The sequence below is a fragment of the Bacillus atrophaeus genome, assembly GCF_001584335.1.
GTDB classification, from domain to species: domain Bacteria; phylum Bacillota; class Bacilli; order Bacillales; family Bacillaceae; genus Bacillus; species Bacillus atrophaeus.
In genome coordinates, this window is record NZ_LSBB01000001.1 from 430482 (window position 1) to 453546 (window position 23065).

Sequence of the window (23065 nt, forward strand, 5' to 3'; positions counted from 1 at the left end):
ATCAAATGTAACTACAATGGTTACAACGGTGGTGAAAAAACATGATTAACAGCCGTCTTGCCGTTGCCATCCATATTTTATCCATTATTTCTGTGGATGAAAAAGCATCTTCAGAGATCATTGCAGATAGTGTGAATACCAATCCGGTTGTTGTCCGAAGAATGATCAGCCTGCTGAAAAAAGCTGATATTCTCACATCGCGCGCAGGCGTGCCCGGGGCAAGCCTCAAGAAAGACCCGGCAGACATTTCCCTATTGGAAGTGTATCGCGCCGTTCAGAAACAGGAAGAATTATTTGCGGTTCATGATAATCCGAATCCAAAATGCCCAGTCGGCAAAAGGATTCAATGCGCATTAGATGAAACCTTTGAAAGCGTGCAAAAAGCAATGGAGGATGAACTGGCAAGCAAGTCATTAAATGATGTAATGAATCATCTCTTTTTATAAAGGGATGACTTCACACCGCTAACGTGTAACTTATTTTGTTACAATTTAATTTATAGGAGGAATCAGTTATGAAAATTGGAATTATCGGAGCAAGCGGAAAAGCAGGAAGCCTTATTTTAAAAGAAGCGAAAGACCGGGGCCATGACGTAACGGCAATTGTAAGAAACGCATCAAAGGTGAAAGAACAAGGAATCGCTGTATTGGAAAAAGACGTGTTCGATTTAACGGCTGCTGATATAAAGCCATTTGACGTCATTGTAAATGCTTTCGGCGCAGCGCCGGGGCAGGAGCACCTTCATGTGGATGCAGGAAAAGCGTTAATCAGCATAAGTAAAGACGCTCAAGATACAAGATTATTTGTTGTCGGAGGCGCGGGAAGCCTTTTTGTGGATGAAGCTAAAACAACACGTCTGATTGACACACCGGAATTCCCGAAAGAATATGTTCCGACAGCCGCTAACCAAGGAAAAAATTTGGAAGATCTCCAAAACACAGATTCTATTTCCTGGACATTCTTCAGCCCGGCAGCAATATTTGACGCTGAAGGAAAACGCACAGGATCATATAAAAAAGGGAAAGACCATTTGATCGTGAACTCAAAAGGCGACAGCTACATCAGCTATGCCGACTATGCGATTGCCGTTCTTGATGAGCTTGAACATCCTTCTCATCAAAACGAGCGCTTCACAGCAGTAGGAGAAGCGGAATAAAGAAAAAACCGGACACGGCTTCAAGCCGCGATCCGGTTTTTTTCATTTTACTCATAATATTGATAATCGTACTCATTAAACAATCCGTCAGCAACCCCGAGCATCATAAATACGAACACCGCAACCATCACAAGAATGGAAAGCACGATGCTGACAATTAAATAGATCCCTTGCATTTTCACAAATTTTGCGTAATTTTCAAGCATGATTTCCTCGGCATTATCGTCAAGCTGCTCAAGCATTTTGGCAGCTTCTTTTGCTGAACGCAAGAGAAAGATTCCCACAATGATTTGCAAAACGCCCGGCGCTGCGCCAATAATGAAAAAGAAGGCCCCTGACAGCGCGGCTAAAGCGCCCATAATAATAAATAGAATTCCTGTCGCCTTTCCCCATTTGGCGATGATAGAAAGGGATTTGTTCACCAGCTCAGACTTCAATCGATTCACACACCTTTACAAAAATTCGTTACTTTTCTTTTATACACTATTTGTGACAGCTTTTGTATAAAGAATGTGGTTTTTTCTCATTGACTTTCACGCAACGTAATAGTTTAGGATTTATTAAGGAGGTGAGGAAATTGCTTTATCAAGTTAAGGAAGTGGCCGATATGACCGGTATCAGCATTCGGACACTTCATCACTATGATCATATTCAGCTGTTAAAACCCGCGTCGGTTACTGAATCAGGGTATCGCCAGTACAGTGATGCCGATCTAGAACGGCTGCAGCAAATTTTATTTTTCAGAGAAATTGGTTTTCGCTTAGAGGAAATCAAAAAAATGATAGACCACCCGGAATTTAATCGGGAGGCTGCGCTCCGATCTCAAAAGGAGATTCTTTTAAAGAAGAAACTAAGGCTTGAGAATATGATTCAAACGGTGGAAAGAACTATGGCGGCAATTGAAGGCAGAGAAATCATGAGTAAGCAGGACCTGTTTGCCGGTCTCAGCATGAAGGACATTGAAGACCATCAAAAGAAATATACGGAAGAAGCAAGAGCGTTATACGGCACGGAGATTGTAGATCAAACAGAGAAAAAAATGGCCGCTTATACGAAAGATGAGTGGGCGATGATGATGTCAGAATGGAACGGAATATATGAGCGGATCGCCGGAACAATGGCTGCCGGACCGGGTGATCCGCAAGCACAGGCGGCAGTAGAAGATTTCCGGAATCATATCAGTAAGCACTTTTATGAATGCACACTGGATATTTTCAGAGGACTGGGCAATCTGTATGTAAGCGATCAGCGGTTTACTGACAATATTAACAAATATGGATCTGGCCTCGCCGCTTTTCTTCGCGAAGCGATTATCATTTATTGCGACAATGCGGAAAAATAGGGCTGAGTGTGAGTTCAAAAAAATCCCCGGACACAAAGTCCGGGGAAAGCGCCGCTTATAAAATGGGAGATAACAGACGTGATACTGCCTCTTTGATGCGGATCCATAAGGAACGCTGCTGGTACTCCTCGTACGTTAATTTTCTGGAGACAAGCAGATCCTCTTTGAAAGAAGCGATCAAATTTTTTGCAATCGTGACGTCATAAATGAAGGCGTTCACCTCGAAATTCAGCCTGAAGCTTCGCACGTCGATGTTGGCCGTGCCGACTGAAGCGACCTCATCATCCACTACAATCGTTTTTGCGTGTATAAAGCCATTATCATAAATATATACGGAAGCCCCGGCTTTTAAGAGATCGCCGACGTTTGAAAGAGTGGCCCAGTAAACAAACGCGTGATCAGGTTTATTCGGAATCATGATTTTGACATCAATGCCTGAAAGACAGGCGATTTTTAAAGCATCCAACAAGCTTGCGTCAGGAATAAAATAGGGTGTTTGAATCAGAATGGAATGTTTAGCGGTTGAAATCATTTTGATATAACCGTATTTGATTTGCTCCCATTCAGAATCAGGCCCGCTTGTCACAATTTGCATTCCGACGTTCCCTTTCGGCTCACATTCCGGAAAGTGGTTTGGCATATAGGTAATGGTATGATGATGAGACGCCTGATTCCAGTCTAAAATAAAGCGTGTCTGGATGGCGTGCACAGCGGTTCCCTGCAGCCTGATATGCGTATCGCGCCAATAGCCGAATTTAGGATTCAGCCCGAGATATTCATCACCCACATTAAAACCCCCGACATAGCCTGTTATCCCGTCTATAATCACAAGCTTTCGGTGGTTCCGGTAATTCAGCCGCAAATTAATCGGTCTCAGCCTTGAAGGGAAAAAGACCTCCACATGTCCGCCCGCTTCGCGTAGCTCTTTAAAAAACTTCTTTCGCAATGTTCTGGAGCCCAGCTCATCGTATAACACCTTGACCTGAACCCCTTCCTTTGCTTTTTGCACAAGGGCATCCCGCAATTTTTTTCCTAATTCATCACCTTTATAAATATAATATTGTAAATGGATATGATCTTTTGCTTTTGAAATGTCGTTTAAGAGGCGTTTAAACTTATCTCGCCCGTCTGTTAAGACTTCAACTGAATTATCCTCTGTGAAAACGGCATGGTTATTCATTACAAGCATATAGATCAGATCTTTATTATCAAAGGTTGCCCGGTTGTTGAATTGAAATTGCCTGGATTTTAAATCTTCAAGCTGATGCTTCAGAAGCTGTTCGATCCCGATCTTTTTCCGATCCTCCCATTGAAACAAATGCTTCCGTCTGAGATTATGACCGAATAATAGGTATAATATAAAGCCTAAAACGGGAATAAAGAAAAGAACAAGCAGCCAAGCCCATGACGCGCTGGCATCCCGCCGTTCTTTGAATATGACGATGATGGCCAACAGAATATTCAAAATGAAAAAAAGCCCTAAAAGGATGGAAGAAATACTCACTTTGTAACCCCGCTAATTCATATTTATCAAGATGATTGCCATTAGTATTCCATGAATAACAGCAATCTGATTCTCATTACAAATTATAACACTGACATTTTAAAAGAATAAAGAGCGATGACCCAGATTCTTCATCGAAAGTACGGGCAGATTTCTTTAAAACCAGTTTGCACCTGGGTTAAAATAAACACATATGATAACGTTCGTGAAGTCACGCAAGACAAAATAAAGGGGGAGAATTACATGAACTTTCAAAGAATTGAACAAATGCCGGGGTTCATTAAAACAGAAATGCAAAAAATTCAAAAGGCTGTACAGCCTTTAATGAAGAAAACCGTCATCTACCGTTTTCTTGCTTTTCCGCTTGCCGCATTCTCTCTCTTTAATTTGGCTGCTTTCCTTTTTCATGCTTCAGCAGACCGGAAGTCTCTAATCAGCGCAGGCATTTTCGCGCTATTGGCTGCGCTAGGCTTGGCGTTTTTTAAAGAAGCAGGCTACCAGCATAAACAAATTCAAAAAACTATCCATACTTATATGCTGAACAGAATCAAAAAGAGCAATATCCTTTCAGAAGAACGCAAAAACACATATACACGCCAAATCAAGGAAGAACCGTTTGCAATGAAAAGTTTTGTTGAGTTTTTGACAGAGGAAGACAGACGCAAGAAAATGTTGTATGAAAAGAGCTGAACAACTGGACTGCAACCCGATTTGTTGGACATATTAGGGTGCAGTTTTTTTATGATTATATAATCTTTAGAAAGAAATGAGAGGTTTTTTAAAGTGAAAAGAGACCGACTCATTTATTCGATAGAGTGTCATGCGAAGAAAATTGGATATTTTAGAGAACTTGAGCAAAAGGAAAAGGCATGAGTCGGGTCCATTCCGAACTCATGCACAGTGAGCTGTTGATATTTGTGTTTAAACTTGAAGGTGCTGGAGAAGTAAAGGTGTCAGTGAACTTTCTCCAACTCGCAATATGCGGCTTATTCGATTTAAGTTAGAGATTAGAGTGCCGCTCTAGAACAGTTGGTGATGATACAAGAAAAAGCGATATATAGACTATATAGAATCCCATCCCAGCGGTGTTCCTGCTGAAATATGTTTCTTTGCTGTTCTGCCGATAATTAAATCAAAGTACTTTGGTTCCAAACCATAACCAGGTCGTACTACCTTAATATTTTCTTTTGTGAAAATCTCCCCGGCTTTTATATCTTTTTTTACATAAATAGAGCGGCGAAATTTAAGCGAAGCTTTTTCTTTGTCAGTTGGTCCATAAGTGATCTGTCCTAACGCTTGCCAGGCCCTTTCAGTTTCAATGACAAGTTCTTTCAATTCATGTGGTTCCAGTGAAAAGGCAGAATCTACGCCGCCATCAGCTCTTGATAAAGTGAAATGTTTCTCAATCACAGTTGCGCCTAAGGCGACACTGGCGACAGCAACCCCTGTTCCCATTGTGTGATCTGATAAGCCAACTTGGCAATTAAATAATTCTTTCATATGAGGGATCGTAGAAATATTGGTGTTTTCCGGTGATGCCGGGTAGGTGCTTGTGCATTTTAGAAGTATTAATTCTTTACAGCCTGCTTCCTTGGCAGCCCTTATTGTTTCATCAATTTCTGCTACTGTAGCCATTCCAGTGGAAATGATAATGGGTTTACCTGTAGCAGCGACCTTTTTGATAAGAGGGATATCAGTATTTTCAAATGAGGCTATTTTATATATAGGCACACCCAAGTCTTCCAAAAAGTCGACAGCCGATTCATCAAAGGGCGTACTCAAAGGAATCATTCCAAGCTCCCGGCATTTATCGAAAATGGGTTTATGCCATTCCCATGGGGTGTACGCCTGCTGATATAATGTATAGAGCGTACTGCCAGACCACAGACTATTGTTATCCTCAATTGTAAAATCTTTCGTATTCATATTTAATGTCATCGTGTCAGCGGTATATGTTTGTATTTTCAATGCATGTGCACCTGCTTTGGCAGCTGCTTCTATAATGTTAAAAGCACGTTCTAACGATTGATTATGGTTCCCGGACATTTCAGCAATAATAAATGGGGGATGGTGCGGGCCAATACTTCTTCCATCTATATTGATTTCGTTCATATTTGCACTCCCTTCTATTCACAGTAATACCGGCCGTAAAACAAATGCGATTCATCTATATGAAATGATTGTTCAGATTCTAAGGTCATTAAAATCGGTATCAATGTCCTTGATATCTATTCCTCTTTTAGCCAATTTCTTGATCACTTTCGGCTTTTCTGCAATCCATTCTTCTTTTAAGAGACCATATCTGATCACATCAAGATATTTATGATTTCTTACTATATGGTTTCGAAAATGGCCTTCTTTACAAAAACCGAATGTTTGGTGAAATGATAAGCTTTTTTCGTTATTCAACAGGACTTCTCCGTATATTTTCTCAACCTCCAACTGTTGAAACGCCCATTCTAACGCTAAAAACCCCATGACAGAGCCAGAGCCTTTTGGACTCTCGGCCTCTCCAATATAAAAACCCCAATAGCAGTGGTTATTTTTATCGTCAACATCTTTAAAACTTACAAAGCCAGTATCTTTATGATCAATTGTAAATATAAAATAATGTTCTGTTTTGGATAAATTTATTTTCTTGAACCATTGATGATGCTGTTTTTCATTAATCATTTGGTCATGATACATTGATTTTCTGATTCTATCATCGTTACGCCAACGGAGAACTGTATCTAAGTCTTTTTCTTTTAATGTTCTAAGTGAATATTTAAACACAGATTTATTCCTTCCTCACTTTAAAATTTCTAATAAGAGATTTTGGCGATGATCAATATTTCCTTCTAGCAGCATTCGGGCTTTTCTTGACATTTGTTGTAATGACAAGGGGTTATTCATCATTTTTTGAATGGCTGAGACGATATCTGATTCATTGACTGATTCCTTAGGTCCCAGATATTTAATCGCGCCTAATTGATCAAGCGTTTGAGCAATCGATTCTTGATTTTCAGCGACGGTGATTACGATGGCTGGAAGGCCGAGATAGCAGCGCTCCCAAGTAGCCGTTCCGCCCGCACCTATTGCCAGGTCAGCATTGTACATTAATTCTGCAATATGATTCACTTGGCAGTGAAAGTTGCAAAAGGTATGTTTTTTACAGATGGATTCAATTTCCTTCTTATGAGTATTGGTATTTCCAATCACGATATCTAGCTCAATATCCTGGGGAGGGAGCTGCTGAAAGGCTTTAATCACCTTTTTCGTTTCATTAGTGGGATCACTGCCTCCAAAAAAGACAAGAATCTTTTTTACACTTCCATCGCAGTTTTTGTGACTGGGATGAAATGAATAAAACTCGTCTCGCAATAAGACGTATTCCGGTCCTAAAAATTGTTTGCAGATTTGGGGGACTAAATTGACATAGCGGTCTTTATAATCATGATAAAGATTCTGATCCAATAAAATATCACAATCATGTAAACGATCAGCCAGGTCATCAATTACCATCATTTTTTTCACATATTTTTTCACTTTCATCTCCCAATTGATATCAATTGCGTAGTGATCAATGATAAGGAGGGAGATGTCTTTGTTCATGTCTTTCATCGCACGAATGGTTTCAGATGTGTCCACATACCAAGGAACACCAAGCCAATCAGAATGCGGAGTTGCTTTAGGAATGAAAACATTCTTTTTAGGTTCTGGCAGCATAATGAGATCAAACTGCTTATCGCGGATTACCTCAGCTAGATGACCTTGTAAGTTTCGGCAAACAAATATAATATTTGCTCCCTTTTTACGCAGCGCATCAGCAAGCGTGAGGCACCTCATGACATGACCTGTTCCTATTTCAATTGAAGCATCTGTTCTGAAAAGAATGTTCATCACAGCACCTCATTATCACTTGGATTTATTGTCGGTTTCATTCATGATTTCTTTTTGTTCTATTCGGGCATTGAGTAATGACCATTCCGGAAACGTGTTCAATAATGATAAAGTATCCTCTAAGCTAAAGTCAGGTTTAGCTGGGTAAAGTTTTTCAATAATTTTACTGATTAATAAAAAATCCTCGGGTGTATCTACGGTCCATCTATGCTGTTTCTGATTTTCTGTATAGGTGATATTAGCTAAGTTGAATCGATCGGGGTTCAGGTAAATAAATGGTGTTACGTGTTCCCGTTCGTAGTCAAGACTAGACTCGAGATAAGCTTTTTCTAACAAAGAAGCTGAAAAAACCTCTATATCCATTCCGCGGGGATACGTTCTTTGTAAGGTATTAGACACATAATCATATTGGCCGTTTGAATCCAGGTAACATTTTATTACCTTATCAATCACACGATAATCAATAATAGGGCAGTCAGAGGTTAATCGGACTACAGTTTCCGCGTTGCTTATTTTTGCTGCTTCGTAATACCTTGATAAAACATCGTTTTCTGACCCGCAATAATAAGTAAGAGACAACCTCTTACTTAACTCAACAATTGGTTTATCTATCGCATTTGTTGTCGTGGCGATCACAATATCATCAATAAGTGCTGCCCTTTTGATTCTTTCAATTTGATATTCCAGCAAAGGTCTATTCAACACTTTTTTCAACACTTTGCCCGGCAATCTGCTGGAGCCCATCCGTGCTTGGATAATAGCCGTTACCTTCAACTAACCACCTCCTACGAATAATAATTCACTACTTTTTTTAATGCTTTTATAACATCGTCTGCATCTTTTTCGTTCATTGATTGAAACAGAGGCAAGGTGATCATTCCTTTATACAGCTTTTCGGCATTTGGACATAAGCCCTCTTGGTAACCTAAACGTTGATAATAGGGGTGTAAATAAACAGGTATATAGTGAACGTTAACACCTATATTTTCTTTTTGCATAGCGTTGAAAATATCATTGCGATTTCCTTTAAGCGAATCAAGCTTTAAGTCAATAACGTAAAGGTGCCAGCTTGAAGTTGAGGCTGCATCTTGAATTGGGAGATGAATGTGGGAGATCGCTTTTAATTTTTCGTTATAGGTCCTGGCAAGATATCTCCGTTTTTCAATAAAATCATCTAATTTTTGCAATTGGCTGATGCCTAATGAAGCTTGGATATCTGTCATCCGATAATTGAATCCAAGAAAGTGCATTTCATAGTACCACGATCCATGGTTTTGGCTTAGCTTTTTAGGATCACGGGTAATTCCGTGACTGCGGAATTGGAGCAGCTTCTCATAATATTCTCTATTATTAGTTGTTATCATTCCGCCCTCGCCGGTTGTAATATGTTTAACAGGGTGGAAACTAAACATCGTCATATCACTGATTGAACCGATTGTTTCCCCTTTATACGAAGCGCCTAATGCATGGGCAGCATCTTCAATAACGACCAAGTTATTGGCTTTTGCAATTTTTTGAATCTGGTCATGATTCACCGGCTGTCCTGTAAAATCTACCGGTATAATGGCCTTTGTTTTTGGAGTGATCAGCTTTTCAATAGAATCAGGGTCAATATTGTATGTTAGCGGGTTAATATCTGCGAAAACCGGTTTGGCTCCCATGTACAGAATGCAATTGGCACTTGCCGCAAATGTGAGGGGTGTCGTAATGACTTCGTCTCCCTGTGAAATTCCCGCAGCAAAGCAGGCCGCATGCAAAGCAGCTGTTCCGTTGGAAAATGCAACAGCATAGCGGCTGCCAACATAGTCTGCGACTTTTTCTTCGAATAAGCCGATTGTTGGTCCCGTTGTCAAATAGTCTCCCCGTAAAACATCAACTACTGATTGTATATCATCTTCATCTAACGATTGTCTGCCGTATGGAAGATAAGAATCTCTGACAGGCTTACCGCCTGTAATTGCTAATTTATTCTCACTGGTCATTTTAAATTCTCCTATTAAATGAGATTCGTACTCTTAATCCATTCTTCTGTTTTTCTTATTCCTTCCTCCAAACTGACCTGCGGGCTCCAATTAAGAATTTTCTTTGCTTTTTCGTAGTTGCATAACAATTTTGGAATTTCACTTTGAGGATGTATATGCTCTACATGGTGAATTTTTTGTTTATCGCCTGCAATTAATTCTGCTAAATCATTAATAGATATATCTCTTCCAAGGCCTGCATTTATAATTTCACCGTTTGCTTTTTGTGAATAACCAGCCTGCACAACAAAATGAGCACAATCCTCTACATATAGAAGATCACGAGTTTGTGTTCCATCACCATATATATGCAGCTTTTTACCGTCCAATTTGTTTTTTATGAAAATAGCGATCACTCCGCCTTCACCGCCTGTTTTTTGGTAAGGCCCATACGTATTAAACGGACGTATAACCACCGCAGGAAGACCATATGCGTGATAATAGGAGAGCACCATATTTTCAGCCGCGATTTTTGATCCTGCATAAGGAGAAGCGGGTTTAATAGGATCTGTTTCTTTAATACCTTCAGCAAATGCAGCCCGGTCATATACCATGCAGGTACTCATAAAAACAACTTTCACATTATGCTTCTTACATAATTCTAAAATGTTAAAAGTGCCAATTGTGTCATTTTCAAAAGTGGTTTTTGGGTCGTCAATGCTATCTTGTACGTTTATGCTTGCACCCAAATGATAGCAAATATCAAATTTTTTCAAGAAAAGATCTTCTAATGTTTTTGCATCCTTTATATCCCCATTGATAAATTCGATAAAACCTGGGTCGTTCTTCAGCTCTTCTATATTTTCTAAACGCCCATTCGATAAATCATCCAGTACCCATACTTGATGCCGGTCTTCTAATAATTTTTTCACAACCCATCTGCCGATAAAACCTGCTCCTCCAGTGACGAGTACATTCATGAACATCTTCCTTCCCGAATTAAATTAATGTTTGCGATTTTAATAATGTAAAGACCTCTTCTTTTGAAATTTGCTTTTGATCATTTGAACTATAAGTCCCTTCAGTTGCTTTTTTCGCTTGGGTATATTGATTTTTCTCCCCATAACTTGAAGGTATAACAAACATGTCAGGCAGCTCCAAAGCCATTGTGGATTCGTCATAAGTCATAAGTTCTTCGTACATTTTTTCTCCGGGCCGCAGCCCGATTTCTTGTATTTCTATTTCATCAATATTCATATTTTGTTTTTTACATGTTTCTTCAACGACGACTGACACTAAGTCATGCAGTGATATGACCGGCATTTTTAATATGAAGATTTCGCCGCCCTGAGATTCCTTTAGTGCGCTAATTAATAATGACGTCGCCTGATCCAGTGTCATCATAAAGCGATTCATCTTTAAATCCGTAACAGTCACCTTTTTTTGCGTTAAGATTTGTTCTATAAACAAGGGAACCACGGAACCCCTTGAACCAATTACATTTCCAAATCGAACACAAGAAAAAACCGTCGCAGCTTTTCCCTTACTGTATTCTGCTGCGGAAATTAATCTTTCAGCTGTTAGTTTTGTTGCTCCATATGCATTAGTTGGTGATATTGCTTTATCTGAACTTGTAAACACTACTTTTTTCACGTTTTGGGCAACTGCCGCTTTAATGACATTATTGGTTCCTATAATATTGGTAAGGACCGCTTCATAGGGATTGTATTCGCAAGCAGGAACATGCTTCATGGCAGCAGTATGGAAGACGTAGTCAATGCTGTCCATTGCATTTAACACCCGGTCATAATCTCGCACATCTCCTATTAAAAATCTAATATCCTTTCTGGGACCGATTTCATTTTCCAACATAAATTGTTTATATTCATCTCTGCTAAATATACGAACAACCTTTGGCTGATCCTTAAGAATTTGTTTTAGAAGGCTTTTTCCAATCGTACCTGTTCCGCCAATTATGAGTATTTTTTTATCTTTGAAAAACACTAGTATATCCACTTCCTTTTTCTTAAATGGATGAAAAAATGTCGGTTATTGAAGTATATGCTTGTTACAAAACTCTGTGTTTGCTCTAGCCTAATTGGATTCAACTATTATTTTTTAAAACCATAAAAAAATAGAAATGAAAGGCATTGTTATAACAGGACATCTGTGGGGCGGTGGAGGAATAGCTGCTTCAAATACTTGTCATCATAGAAATCATATAACAGTCTGTCTCTTGTGATTTAAATGGAGAGATGGCAATGGCAAATGTCCCGATTGTTTTTAACATGTAAGATAGGGATGCTATACAAAATATGTCACACGGAAGAGCGTGCCTGGATGAATGACGATAACGCAGAGAATTTGAAGAGAACATAATAAAAAGGCATGAATCCGGTTCAATACCGAACTCATGCCTCTGATATTCGTGTCTATCTTTTTAGGTCAGATCCACACCTTTATTCAAACACCGGCTCATCTTCATAATAATAGGAATCCGGATCTTCATAAGTATCCAAGTTCTCAAAAGCGGCGATACCGACAAACACCATGAAGAAAATGAATAAAATGATCCCTATAATGCCTGCGGCGATACTGGAAGCGGCGTAAAACAACTGCATTTTGATGAATTTTCCGTAATTCTCAAGCATACTTTCGCCTGCGCTGCCGCTAAGGGTGCTGCCTGCATCTTGGGCTGCTTTTGCCGAACGCATTAAAAATACACCTGAAATAATGAGCAATACGCCCGGAATAGCGCCTATAATTGTAATCAGTGCTGATAAGGCGGACAATGCGCCCATAACAATCAGTAAAATCCCCGTAATCTTGCCCCACTTCGCAATGTCCGAAAGTGACTTGACAGCAGCGGGGCTCAGCTGACGGCTCTCACCCTCTATCTTATCGCTCTCCTGTTCAGTGACGCTGTTATTTTCAACAATTGTGCTGTTTTGACCCTCAATATGGTTATCATCTTTATCAATATCAATCATGATAGCTCTCTCCCTAAAATTTTTAAATCATATCGTTTTCCATCCATCTCGGCAATTCCGGGGAACAATCCCCACTCTTCGAATCCGAACTTCTCGAACAATTTGATGCTCGGTAGATTATGGGCGAAGATAAAAGCCATAAGAGAACGGATGTCAAGTTCCCGTGCGAGGCGGAGAGCTTCTTGAAGCAAATAAGACCCGGCCCCTTTTCCGCGGAAACCTTCATGAATGTATATGCTGATCTCGGCTGTCTTATTATAGGCCGGCCGGCCGTAGAATGTTTCAAAGCTTATCCAGGCTGATATCGTCCCGTTCTCATCCTGGGCAACATACAGCGGACGCTTTTCAGTATGGGCTAAAAACCACTCCATCCGGTCTTCCGGCGTAACCGGTTCAGTATCTGCGGTCACCATACGTGAGGCGACAGTCGAGTTATAAATCGCTACCACAGCGTCTAAATCTTTTTTTGCCGCACGGCGCAATGTCATAGTCATCTTCGTTGAAACCCCCTCAAATTTTCAATGATGTATACATATTTTTAAATTCGCTTGCGCAAACTACTTCTAAAAAAGTTTTTTCATCGTGTATATATTTTCAGAAAAGTGTTCAGAATGTTGCTGAGGTGATGAAACAATGAGAGAGGAAGAAAAGAAAACTTCTCAAGTCAAAAAACTTCAGCAGTTCTTTCGTAAACGCTGGGTGTTCCCTGCAATTTACTTAGTCAGCGCGGCCGTCATTTTAACAGCTGTCCTTTGGTATCAATCCGTTTCAAATGATGTGAAGGATAATCTGGCTGATAACGGCGGAAATTCCGCATATGACAACAACAAGGACGACGCAGTTGAAGTAGGCAAGCCAATGGAAAATGTCGCAATGCCGGTTGTTGATTCTGAAAATGTATCTGTTGTGAAAAAGTTCTATGAAACTGATGCCGCAAAAGAAGAGAAAGAAGCAGCACTCGTTAACTATAATAACACGTACAGCCTAAGCAAAGGAATTGACTTAGCTGAGAAAGACGGAAAAGCATTTGACGTTTCCGCTTCTCTGAGCGGTACGGTTGTGAAAGCTGCAAAAGATCCGGTCTTGGGACATGTGGTTGAAATTGAACATGCAGACGGATTATCAACGGTATATCAATCTCTTTCTGAAGTAGGCGTTGAGCAAGGTGACAAGGTTAAACAAAATCAAGTCATCGGAAAATCAGGTGAAAACCTGTACAGTGAAAAAAGCGGAAACCATGTTCATTTTGAAATCCGTAAAGACGGTGTAGCAATGAACCCGTTAAACTTCATGGACAAGCCGGTTTCTTCTATTGAAAAAGCGGCAGCTGAAGAAGAAAACGCAGTCACTGAAGAAACAGAAGAATCCATTCAGCAGTCTTCAGAAAAAAAGAATGATTCTTCGACGGAAGAAAAAACAGAAGAAAAATCCGGCGAACAAACGGATGATTCAACTGAAAAATCCGGCGATAAATCGGATGGCTCATCAGACAAATCAGGTTCAAAAGAAAGCAGCACGACAGAAGACACTGAACAGTCTTAAAGAAGCAGCGCCTATCAATTCCGATAGGCGTTTTTTCTTTTTTATGTTACTTTTCTCTCTTTTCCTTCGTCTTTTTATATCAAATACGCATTTTCCCTTTATACTGGAAGAATGTGAAGATGCCGAAAAAGGGAGGACGATGGAATGAACGCTTTCATTCTCGCAGGATGGACTATTTTTATCTTGATCTCTACTTGTACAGAAAGCTTCCATGACATGGTTGTTTCACAAACAGTGGCATTTCGCTTTCGTCCGAATCCCGATCCATCAGACTTTCTGGCCTTTGATATTACGGAATTAGCCGATCCTGAAGCTGCAATCCAAAAGCTGGGCCACGCGTTTTCCTTCTTTGTTCTGACTTATTTGCTGATGAAACAGTGGGGCAGTGTAAAAACGGCCGCCGCCGGTTCGCTGGCTTTTGCTTTCTTTACGGAAATCGTCCAGCTTTTCTTCAGCAGAAATGGCTGCATTCGGGATGTTCTGATTGACAGTATCGGGATCGCCCTCTTTTGGCTGCTGTTGGTGTTCGCTAGGCGGAGGAAACATGAAGTGTATGAAAAATATTAAAAGCCGGCTGTCTGGATGCCAGACGCCGGCTTTTTTCTCTAAAAATTTTGGTCAGTAGGTTTTCCTGTGACCTTATTGATCAAAGCTTCATAGATCCGTACAATCAAATCGACAAGCGGCCGAAGGATGTCCGAGAATCTAAACAGAAGGAATCCGATGACGATCGAGACGACAAGACTGCCCAGAACATCCACCGGGTAATGATGGCCAACCCAAATTCTTGAGAATCCGGTTAACAGCCCGAAGATGACCAGCGGCCAGCCAAGCTTTTTGCTTCTGAAAAGCATCGCGATAGATATGGCCAACGCACCCGTTGTATGGTCACTTGGGAAAGAAGCGTCCGCAGCGTGCGGAATCAAAGTGTGAACCGTGTGTGCAACGAAAGGACGCGGTTCAAAATAGACAAGGGTAATCAGATAATTGACGATCAGAGCCGCAATTCCCGTAAACCCTGCGTACAGAACGTTTTTTCTTCCTTTTGTGTTCCCGAAGAGCCAGACCGCCAATAAAATAAGCGCGTAAGCAATAATAGCGTATTCCGTTATGAAGACCATAATGGAATCGAGAACAGCGCTATGATGGGATAAACCATGGATGGACTTAAAAATTTCGTAATTCAAATAATCACCTTTTATCATTATTTATATCAACAGTGTAAAGCTTTTTCCCGAAAGACTCAATTGGGAACTAAAATTATAATAAAAAAGTAAAGATATTGAAACGAGTCTGTCTTACAATACGTCAAATGTAGCGGGGGAAAAATATCTAAGGGATCTTTTTTGAATGAATCAATACATAAGGAGTTTTGTCAGTTGCTGGAGCATTTAAAAAAAACCAATCTGCTGCTGATATTTGTTATCTTGCTATTGTGCGGATTTGGCCTTGTTATGGTGTATAGCGCAAGTGATGTCATCGGGGCTCAAAAATTTGGAGACTCGGCTTATTTTTTTCATAAGCAAAGAACGTCAATCGTGCTCGGCTTATGTATATTTGTCATCGCAGCCTGCACGCCCTATAAAAAATATGAACGGCTGGCGCCGATTCTTGTTGCTGGTTCTTTGTTCTTATTAGTGCTCGTTTTCATTCCGGGAATAGGAGTCGAGCGCAATTTTTCACGCAGGTGGATCGGTGTCGGTCCATTAGTCGTTCAGCCGTCTGAATTGTGCAAGATTGCCATGATCATTTACTTTGCTGCCATTTATACAAGAAAGCAGCCTTATATCCATCAGTTTTTTAAAGGAGTACTGCCGCCGCTTCTCATTTTAGGCGCTGTTTTTTTACTGACTTTACTAGAGCCGGATTTAGGAACGGCCTCTTTAATGTTAGCCGCCTGCGGAGCTATTTTGCTTTGCGCGGGGCTGAAAAAGCGGCACTTGCTCCTGCTTGGATTGACGGCTTTTTCTGCCGTCGGGTACCTCGCGTTTTCCGCCTCGTACCGGCTGAAGCGTCTGGTTTCCTTTACAAATCCGTTCAATGACGCAAATGGTGACGGATATCAGCTTATTCAATCTTACTATGCTATTTCATCCGGAGGCTTTTTTGGAAAAGGCCTTGGAAACAGTGTTGAAAAAATGAATTATCTTCCCGAAGCCCAAACCGATTTTATCATGGCCGTTATTTCGGAAGAACTGGGGATACTCGGAGTGCTGATCGTCCTTGGTTTATACTTTTCATTTATGCTGCTGGGCGTAAGGACTGCTGTCCGCACGCCAGACCTGTTTGGCAAACTGCTTGCTGTCGGCATCACTTTTCAATTGATGTTTCAAGCCGTCTTAAATCTAGGGGCGATGAGCGGGCTTTTGCCTGTTACAGGTGTTCCTCTGCCGTTTATCAGCTATGGCGGTTCATCTCTTATGATGAACTTGTTCCTATGCGGAGTCTTAGTGAATATCAGCGGATTTATTCCGAAATATCAATTTAATGGAAAAGCAGCTTTCGCGGGCCGCCATAAAAAAGAGACCTTTTAGACAGGTCTCTTTTGTAATATTGGAATTGTGTTTTATCAATAACTTTTACAAAGCGGAGGGCCCTTCTTCACCGGTGCGGATGTTGATTGTATTACTGATTTCATAGACAAAGATTTTCCCGTCACCCGGTTCTCCTGTTTTCAGAACCTTTTTAGCGGTCTCAGTCACTTGATCAACCGGAACCTTGCTGACCACAATTTCGACCTTCAAACGCTCATATACATTGCTTTCGATCTTGACTCCGCGATAAAGCTCCGTGTGCGCTTTTTGGAGGCCGCAGCCGTGGACGTTGGAGAATGTCAGGGACGTTACACCGATTTTCCCCAGCTCCTGCTTCAGCTTCTCAAAATTTGCCGGACGCGTTACAATTTCCACTTTGAACATTTGACCGCTCATACTGTCACTCCTCACAAATTAGTCTTGATATGCTTTTTCCCCATGCATCGTTAAATCAAGTCCAAGTGACTCTTCTTCTTCACTTGCGCGAAGGGGAAGGATGAGACCTACAACTTTTATAATAACGAAAGTGACAATAAATACAAATACATAGGTTGCCGCTATCGCTACAATCTGCTTCCAAAGCAAGCTCGGATCACCGTAAAACAGACCGTCCGCTCCCGCTGAATTGACTGAGGTTGTGGCGAATAATCCCGTTGCGATGCCGCCCCATGTTCCGCCGATTCCGTGTAACCCGAAGGCGTCGAGCGCATCGTCGTATCCGAATCTCTGTTTAAGTGAATATACTCCCCAGAAACAAACTGCTCCGCCAATAAACCCGATAAGAATGGAAACGAAAGGTGTTACAAAGCCGGCTGCAGGCGTGATGGCGACAAGTCCGGCAATTGCTCCGGATACCGCGCCGAGCATGGTCGGTTTTTTATTAAGAATCCACTCAACTACAATCCAGCCGAAGATTCCAGCCGCCGCCGCTGTGTTTGTATTAATAAAAGCGAACATTGCTACGCTGTCAACGGTCAGCGCACTGCCGACATTAAAGCCGAACCAGCCGAACCAGATCAATGCGCCGCCTAAAAAGGTGTAAATTAAATTATGCGGAGAAGAGACAGTGCCGTCTTTCCGTTTGCCCAACACAATGGCCAGAACAAGACCGGCTACACCGGAAGAAATATGCACAACATTTCCGCCGGCAAAGTCAAGAGCGCCAAGCTGGCCGATCCAGCCGCCGCCCCAAACCCAGTGAGCAACCGGTGTATAAACAAGCGACACCCACAAAAATGAGAATACGAGGAAAGCGCCGAATCGCATCCGTTCTGCGAAACCTCCTGAAATAATCGCAGTCGTAAGGACGGCAAATGTCATTTGAAACATCATAAATAATGAATGAGGAATTGTTTCGCTATAATCCCCCGGGGCAAATCCGACTCCTTTTAACCCTATCCAATCCAGACCGCCGATGAGTGAGTTGCCTGGAGAAAACGCAAGTGTATATCCGAACAGCACCCAAACAATAGAGACGATGGCAAGGGAAGAAAAACTGTGCATCGCTGTGCTGAGCACATTCTTGCTTTTTACCATTCCTCCATAGAATAATGCTAAACCCGGGGTCATCAGCCATACGAGTAAAGCACAAAAGAACATAAATACTGTATCGCCCATTTGCATGTCTCATTCCTCCGTATCTTTCAGAAAATTATTATATTTCTTCATTATAGAGAAAAAAGAACGATAAAACATTTTCATGTAAGTTTTTCTGACATGTTTTTTGAGTGAATGTTATGAGTGACTGATGGGGATGGAAAAGAGGCGCTTTTAGAAGTGCATCTTTATGTCTATAAAAAAATGATGTGGATTGCAGTCCTCAGAAAAAAGAGTTGTATTTTACATAAGTTGGTACTGTTTTTGAAGATTGACAATATATAGAATTCCTTGTAGTGTATTAATTGTATTAATAGGAATAGTACACTTTGGGAGGGGAATGTAAGGATGGAGACAAATAGCAGGCTGATAAGAACGCTGAAGCAATCTGTTCCTGCGACATTTCGGTTGTTTCTGGCGTTAAATTTTTTGTTGTACGGACTGGCGAAATTAGTGATCGGGCAATTTGGTGTACCGTCTGCTGAATCAGTAATGGCGAACGGAGAGGGGTTTGGCATGGTATGGGAGTTTTTTGGCTATTCCCGTCTGTATGAAATATTTATTGGAGTTGGGGAAACGGCTGCGGCCATTTTATTATTAATTCCGAGAACATATACATTGGGCGCGGTTGTGTTCTTGCCGATTATTGCGAACGTTGCAATGGTTAACTATTGTTTTAACATTGGTGTACAAGATCTCAGTACGGTTCTTTTGATAATGTGCCTCATCTTGCTGTGGATTGACCGGGGCAAGCTGTTTGCTGTCTTTTTTCAGCATCCGGCAGAAAATAAGAAGGTGACGAAGTTATGACAAACTTTATGATATTGATGCTCGCCGGAAGTTTTTTTTGTACAACCATTTATTTTTATATAAAGGAATATAAAAAAGAAAAATCATAAGAACAGCTGCGTTTATCCGGCTGTTTTTATGTGTGAAAATGTCTGATGTGTGATAAAAGAATTTATTGCAGGGTGAAGAGTAAAATAAACAATGAGAGAAACAATAACCGCATCAGGAGGAGACGTAGTTATGAACACTTCACTCAATATAAATTTTCAAAAAACAGCGTTAGCTCTGATTGATTTGCAAAAAGGAATCGTGCCGGTAGACCAGAGCGGGAAAGGGGTTCCGAATGGTTTTGTGAAGGTCGCGTTTCGTGATGGGACAGAAGCGCTGAAGCCGGAAACGGACGCGCCGCAGCAGGCCTCCGATGAACAGCCGCCAGACTGGGCAGAGTTTGTTCCTGAAATAGGAGTGAAAGAAAACGATTATACCGTAACAAAGCGGCGATGGGGCACGTTTTTTGGAACAGATTTAGATCTGCAGCTTAGAAGACGGGGGATTGATACCAATGTTCTTTGCGGGATCGCGGCAAATATCGGTGTGGAAAGCACGGCGCGAGAGGCTTTTCAGCTTGGGTATCAGCAGATTGTTATTACCGATGCGATGGCTGCATTCAGTGCGGAACAGCATGAATCCACACTTCGGTTCATCTTTTCGAGGATCGGCAAAACTCGTACAACGGAAGAGTTTTTAACTCAAGTCAGATGATGATTTCGAAAAAAAGCCGCGTTGTTTTTTTAACGGCTGTTGCTTCGGGAACCATGCTGAATCCTTTGAATTCGTCAATGATTTCTCTTGCGCTTCACAGCATCCAGCATGAATTTGATCTGTCTTTTACGACGGTTTCCTGGCTGATTTCTTCTTTTTATCTGGCAAGTGCCGTCGCGCAGCCGGTGACAGGGAAGCTGGGAGATTTGCTCGGCCGGAAAAATATGTTTCTGTTCGGACTTATTCTTGTCGCAATATCGGCGATCGGAGCGCCTTTTGCGCCGACCTTTATGGCCTTATTGTTCATGCGGCTGTTTCAATCTATCGGAAGCAGCGCCATCTACCCATCAGGAGTAGGGCTGATCCGAAGCCATATTCATGAACGGCAGGCTTCGGCTTTAGCGGTATTGTCGATTTTCGCGTCAGCGATGACGGCTTTAGGGCCGACAGTGGGCGGTTTTTTAATTGTGTGGGGCGGATGGTCGGCGATTTTTATCGTCAATCTGCCATTTATTTTGATCAGCTTTCTTCTTGGAATGTATATGTTTCCGAAAGATAAGAAAAGAGAAGGAGCCGGCTGGAAAGTGATATTCCGCAGGCTCGATGTGCCGGGGATTCTCTTGTTTGCCGGAGGAATTATTTTTTTGCTGTCTTTTTTGCTTTCTTTCAGCACAACGCCGCATTATGCAGAAGGTGTTATAGGGCTCTTGCTTCTCGGCGGATTTATATGGCGGGAGTTGAAAGTGCAGCATCCATTTATTGATATCCGATTATTCAAAACGCAGCGGAGCCTGTCGGCTGTATATGTACAATTTATCATTTTGAATGTATTTTTCTATTGCTTATTTTTTGGGCTGCCGAGTTATTTTCAGGATGAAATGCATCTATCTGTTCAAACCAGCGGATTGATCATGCTGTTTATGTCAGGGATGAGTATTGTAGTTTCGCCGATTACGGGTAAATGGATTGATAAATCGGGCGAAATTCTGCCGATCCTTACGGGGGCTTTCCTGATGACAGCCGGGGCCGTGCTTTTAACCGCCTTTTTCATTCAGGCTCCGATGATAGGGAAAGGCTTGATCTTGTCTGTGTTGGGAGTAGGCTACGGGTTGGGGAATGTCGCGCTTCAGGCTGCCATGCTGAAAACAAGTCCGCCGGATATGACGGGAACCTCTTCTGGGCTGTTTCAAACCTGCCGCTACTTAGGTTCCATTCTTTCATCGGTGATTCTTGGCATTTTGTTTGGAAAAGAAATTACCGCCGGCCATTTCAGCATGCTGGGAACCATCCTCATCATTGTGGGAGCGGCAAGTCTTTTGATGGCGTTCCGATTTGCAAAACTAATGAAAGCTGCAAGCTAAAGAAGAGACAGACGATTCAGTCTGTCTCTTTTTCTTGTTCAAGCTGTTCAAAACCGAAGAGAAGGTTTGTGTACCATGTCCAATGTTATTACCTCAATTTTCAGTTATATTAATTGACATGCGATGTCAGAAAAAGAGACATGAATGGGGAGGGGACATATGAGTATAGAAAAGATAAAGCAGCCGGCCGCCGGTCTGACTAATAAAGATCTGCTGCCGTTAGAACAGGAACAGCGAACGTGGAAAGCGGTGAATTTTGCCTCGATTTGGATGGGGTGCATTCATAATATACCGACGTATGCCACAGTAGGCGGATTAATAGCCATCGGCCTTTCGCCTTGGCAGGTGCTTGCCATCATTATTACAGCTTCTCTTATCTTATTTGGCGCACTGGCATTAAACGGTCACGCCGGGGCGAAATACGGACTGCCGTTTCCTGTCATCATCAGAGCATCTTACGGGGTATACGGCGCGAATATACCGGCGCTTCTGCGAGGCTTTGTTGCCATCATGTGGCTGGGCATCCAAACCTTTGCGGGGAGCACGGCTTTGCATATATTGCTCTTAAATGTATGGCCGGGATGGGGGAGCCTCGGCGGTGATTGAAATGTGCTCGGTCTTCATGCATCCGGTTTACTCTCTTTTGTGTTCTTTTGGGCCATCCATTTGCTCGTTCTGAATCACGGCATGGAGTCTATTAAAAAATTTGAAGTGTGGGCGGTCCTTTAGTCTATCTTGTGTTCGGCGGTATGGTATGGTGGGCCGTAGATATTGCGGGAGGGCTTGGACCGATTTATTCGCAGCCAGGAAAATTTCATTCCTTTGCAGAAACATTTTGGCCGTTTGCCGCCGGAGTCACCGGCATTATTGGCATTTGGGCCACCTTAATATTGAATATTCCCGACTTCACAAGGTTTGCCAAAACGCAAAAGGAACAAATCAAGGGCCAATTCTATGGGCTTCCCGGCACATTTGCTCTTTTTGCCTTCGCGAGCATTACTGTAACGTCGGGATCGCAGGTTGCATTCGGCGAGCCTATTTGGGATGTAGTTGATATTTTAACAAGATTCGATAACCCATATGTTATTGCTTTGTCTGTCATTACTCTCTGCATTGCCACAATCTCCGTAAACGTGGCAGCTAATATTGTGTCTCCGGCCTATGATTTGGCGAATGTATGGCCGAAGTATATTAATTTTAGGCGGGGCAGCTATTTGACGGCGGTTCTTGCTTTGTTCACGATCCCTTGGAAACTGATGGAGAGCGCAACAAGTGTATATGCGTTTCTCGGATTGATCGGCGGCATGCTCGGCCCGGTCGCCGGCGTCATGATGGCTGATTATTTCATCATTCGAAAACGGCAGCTTTTTATTGATGAACTTTATTCTGAAACCGGACGATACACATATTACAAAGGGTATAATTATCGGGCGTTTCTTGCAACATTTCTGGGCGCCCTGATTTCTTTAATCGGGATGTACGTTCCGGCGCTCGCCGGTTTATATGACATTTCATGGTTTGTCGGCGTTCTGATATCCTTTCTGTCCTATATCACTCTCATGCGCCTTTATCCGCCTTATCCCGCGACGGTTCCTGTGCCATATGCTGTGAACGATAGACAAGTAAAATGATATAAAAAAGAAGCC

General features: G+C 41.9%; 24 protein-coding genes and 1 pseudogene. 11 read left to right on the plus strand and 14 right to left on the minus strand.

Annotation, left to right across the window (positions count from 1 at the left end; genetic code table 11):
• Positions 1-41: 41 nt before the first annotated feature.
• Together AXI57_RS02130 and AXI57_RS02135 are read left to right on the plus strand one after the other, a co-directional pair.
• Complete coding sequence (locus AXI57_RS02130; protein WP_010790190.1) at positions 42-446, plus strand: Rrf2 family transcriptional regulator; 405 nt, start codon at positions 42-44, stop codon at positions 444-446.
• Between the two features lie 68 nt (positions 447-514).
• The gene (locus AXI57_RS02135; RefSeq protein ID WP_003326578.1) at positions 515-1156 is read left to right on the plus strand and encodes an NAD(P)-dependent oxidoreductase; all 642 of its coding nucleotides are present in this window, start codon (positions 515-517) and stop codon (positions 1154-1156) included.
• Positions 1157-1203: 47 nt separating this feature from the next.
• Here AXI57_RS02135 and AXI57_RS02140 read toward each other — a convergent pair whose 3' ends face one another.
• Positions 1204-1593: a DUF5362 family protein gene (locus AXI57_RS02140; RefSeq protein WP_061669108.1), complete on the minus strand. Its 390-nt coding sequence runs from the start codon at positions 1591-1593 to the stop codon at positions 1204-1206.
• Between the two features lie 140 nt (positions 1594-1733).
• On the opposite strand from AXI57_RS02140, the gene AXI57_RS02145 reads away from it, so the two are divergent.
• A complete protein-coding gene (locus AXI57_RS02145) occupies positions 1734-2498 on the plus strand; it encodes a MerR family transcriptional regulator (protein WP_003326580.1) in 765 nt (254 codons plus the stop codon).
• 55 nt (positions 2499-2553) lie between these two features.
• On the opposite strand, the gene cls is transcribed toward AXI57_RS02145, so the two are convergent.
• Positions 2554-4002 carry a cardiolipin synthase gene (gene cls / locus AXI57_RS02150; RefSeq protein ID WP_003326581.1) on the minus strand — a complete coding sequence of 483 codons (1449 nt, stop codon included), beginning with the start codon at positions 4000-4002 and terminating at the stop codon, positions 2554-2556.
• Positions 4003-4245: 243 nt separating this feature from the next.
• Between cls and AXI57_RS02155 the strand changes: the two genes are divergently transcribed.
• Positions 4246-4692 carry a DUF5392 family protein gene (locus AXI57_RS02155; RefSeq protein ID WP_061669109.1) on the plus strand — a complete coding sequence of 149 codons (447 nt, stop codon included), beginning with the start codon at positions 4246-4248 and terminating at the stop codon, positions 4690-4692.
• 372 nt (positions 4693-5064) lie between these two features.
• Here AXI57_RS02155 and pseI read toward each other — a convergent pair whose 3' ends face one another.
• The 9 genes from pseI to AXI57_RS02200 form a co-directional block, all read right to left on the minus strand.
• Complete coding sequence (gene pseI, locus AXI57_RS02160) at positions 5065-6114, minus strand: pseudaminic acid synthase (protein ID WP_061669110.1); 1050 nt, start codon at positions 6112-6114, stop codon at positions 5065-5067.
• A gap of 72 nt (positions 6115-6186) precedes the next feature.
• On the minus strand, positions 6187-6777 hold the full coding sequence (gene pseH / locus AXI57_RS02165) for a UDP-4-amino-4,6-dideoxy-N-acetyl-beta-L-altrosamine N-acetyltransferase (RefSeq protein WP_061669111.1): 591 nt from the start codon (positions 6775-6777) through the stop codon (positions 6187-6189).
• A 15-nt stretch (positions 6778-6792) separates the two neighbouring features.
• Positions 6793-7884 (minus strand): UDP-2,4-diacetamido-2,4,6-trideoxy-beta-L-altropyranose hydrolase, encoded by a 1092-nt coding sequence (pseG, locus tag AXI57_RS02170; RefSeq protein WP_061669112.1) that lies wholly within the window; start codon positions 7882-7884, stop codon positions 6793-6795.
• Between the two features lie 15 nt (positions 7885-7899).
• Complete coding sequence (locus AXI57_RS02175) at positions 7900-8658, minus strand: cytidylyltransferase domain-containing protein (protein WP_061669113.1); 759 nt, start codon at positions 8656-8658, stop codon at positions 7900-7902.
• An 11-nt stretch (positions 8659-8669) separates the two neighbouring features.
• A complete protein-coding gene (gene pseC, locus AXI57_RS02180) occupies positions 8670-9866 on the minus strand; it encodes a UDP-4-amino-4,6-dideoxy-N-acetyl-beta-L-altrosamine transaminase (RefSeq protein WP_061669114.1) in 1197 nt (398 codons plus the stop codon).
• Positions 9867-9880: 14 nt separating this feature from the next.
• Complete coding sequence (locus tag AXI57_RS02185) at positions 9881-10825, minus strand: dTDP-glucose 4,6-dehydratase (RefSeq protein WP_003326589.1); 945 nt, start codon at positions 10823-10825, stop codon at positions 9881-9883.
• 19 nt (positions 10826-10844) lie between these two features.
• Complete coding sequence (locus tag AXI57_RS02190) at positions 10845-11849, minus strand: SDR family NAD(P)-dependent oxidoreductase (RefSeq protein ID WP_061669115.1); 1005 nt, start codon at positions 11847-11849, stop codon at positions 10845-10847.
• 455 nt (positions 11850-12304) lie between these two features.
• Positions 12305-12835 carry a DUF5362 family protein gene (locus tag AXI57_RS02195; protein WP_061669116.1) on the minus strand — a complete coding sequence of 177 codons (531 nt, stop codon included), beginning with the start codon at positions 12833-12835 and terminating at the stop codon, positions 12305-12307.
• Positions 12832-13323: a GNAT family N-acetyltransferase gene (locus tag AXI57_RS02200; protein WP_087941775.1), complete on the minus strand. Its 492-nt coding sequence runs from the start codon at positions 13321-13323 to the stop codon at positions 12832-12834. The genes AXI57_RS02195 and AXI57_RS02200 overlap by 4 nt, the downstream gene beginning before the upstream one ends.
• A gap of 145 nt (positions 13324-13468) precedes the next feature.
• Between AXI57_RS02200 and AXI57_RS02205 the strand changes: the two genes are divergently transcribed.
• Entirely contained in the window at positions 13469-14377 is a 909-nt protein-coding gene (locus tag AXI57_RS02205) for a stage II sporulation protein SpoIIQ (protein ID WP_061669117.1), read from the plus strand.
• Between the two features lie 144 nt (positions 14378-14521).
• Complete coding sequence (locus tag AXI57_RS02210; protein ID WP_003326595.1) at positions 14522-14944, plus strand: VanZ family protein; 423 nt, start codon at positions 14522-14524, stop codon at positions 14942-14944.
• A 38-nt stretch (positions 14945-14982) separates the two neighbouring features.
• Here AXI57_RS02210 and AXI57_RS02215 read toward each other — a convergent pair whose 3' ends face one another.
• On the minus strand, positions 14983-15564 hold the full coding sequence (locus AXI57_RS02215; RefSeq protein ID WP_003326596.1) for an undecaprenyl-diphosphatase: 582 nt from the start codon (positions 15562-15564) through the stop codon (positions 14983-14985).
• A gap of 192 nt (positions 15565-15756) precedes the next feature.
• Between AXI57_RS02215 and ftsW the strand changes: the two genes are divergently transcribed.
• A complete protein-coding gene (ftsW, locus tag AXI57_RS02220; protein ID WP_061669118.1) occupies positions 15757-16911 on the plus strand; it encodes a putative lipid II flippase FtsW in 1155 nt (384 codons plus the stop codon).
• Positions 16912-16956: 45 nt separating this feature from the next.
• Here ftsW and AXI57_RS02225 read toward each other — a convergent pair whose 3' ends face one another.
• On the minus strand, positions 16957-17307 hold the full coding sequence (locus tag AXI57_RS02225; RefSeq protein ID WP_003326598.1) for a P-II family nitrogen regulator: 351 nt from the start codon (positions 17305-17307) through the stop codon (positions 16957-16959).
• Between the two features lie 18 nt (positions 17308-17325).
• Positions 17326-18534, minus strand: coding sequence for an ammonium transporter (locus tag AXI57_RS02230; protein WP_061669119.1), 1209 nt, complete (start codon positions 18532-18534; stop codon positions 17326-17328).
• Between the two features lie 321 nt (positions 18535-18855).
• Between AXI57_RS02230 and AXI57_RS02235 the strand changes: the two genes are divergently transcribed.
• The 4 genes and pseudogenes from AXI57_RS02235 (at position 18856) to AXI57_RS02250 (ending at position 23050) form a co-directional block, all read left to right on the plus strand.
• A complete protein-coding gene (locus tag AXI57_RS02235; RefSeq protein WP_061669120.1) occupies positions 18856-19317 on the plus strand; it encodes a hypothetical protein in 462 nt (153 codons plus the stop codon).
• A 219-nt stretch (positions 19318-19536) separates the two neighbouring features.
• The gene (locus tag AXI57_RS02240) at positions 19537-20058 is read left to right on the plus strand and encodes an isochorismatase family protein (protein ID WP_061669121.1); all 522 of its coding nucleotides are present in this window, start codon (positions 19537-19539) and stop codon (positions 20056-20058) included.
• Complete coding sequence (locus AXI57_RS02245; RefSeq protein ID WP_061669421.1) at positions 20058-21419, plus strand: MFS transporter; 1362 nt, start codon at positions 20058-20060, stop codon at positions 21417-21419. Before AXI57_RS02240 ends, AXI57_RS02245 begins: the two co-directional genes overlap by 1 nt.
• 159 nt (positions 21420-21578) lie before the next feature.
• Positions 21579-23050, plus strand: a pseudogene (locus AXI57_RS02250) (NCS1 family nucleobase:cation symporter-1).
• Positions 23051-23065 lie beyond the last annotated feature (15 nt).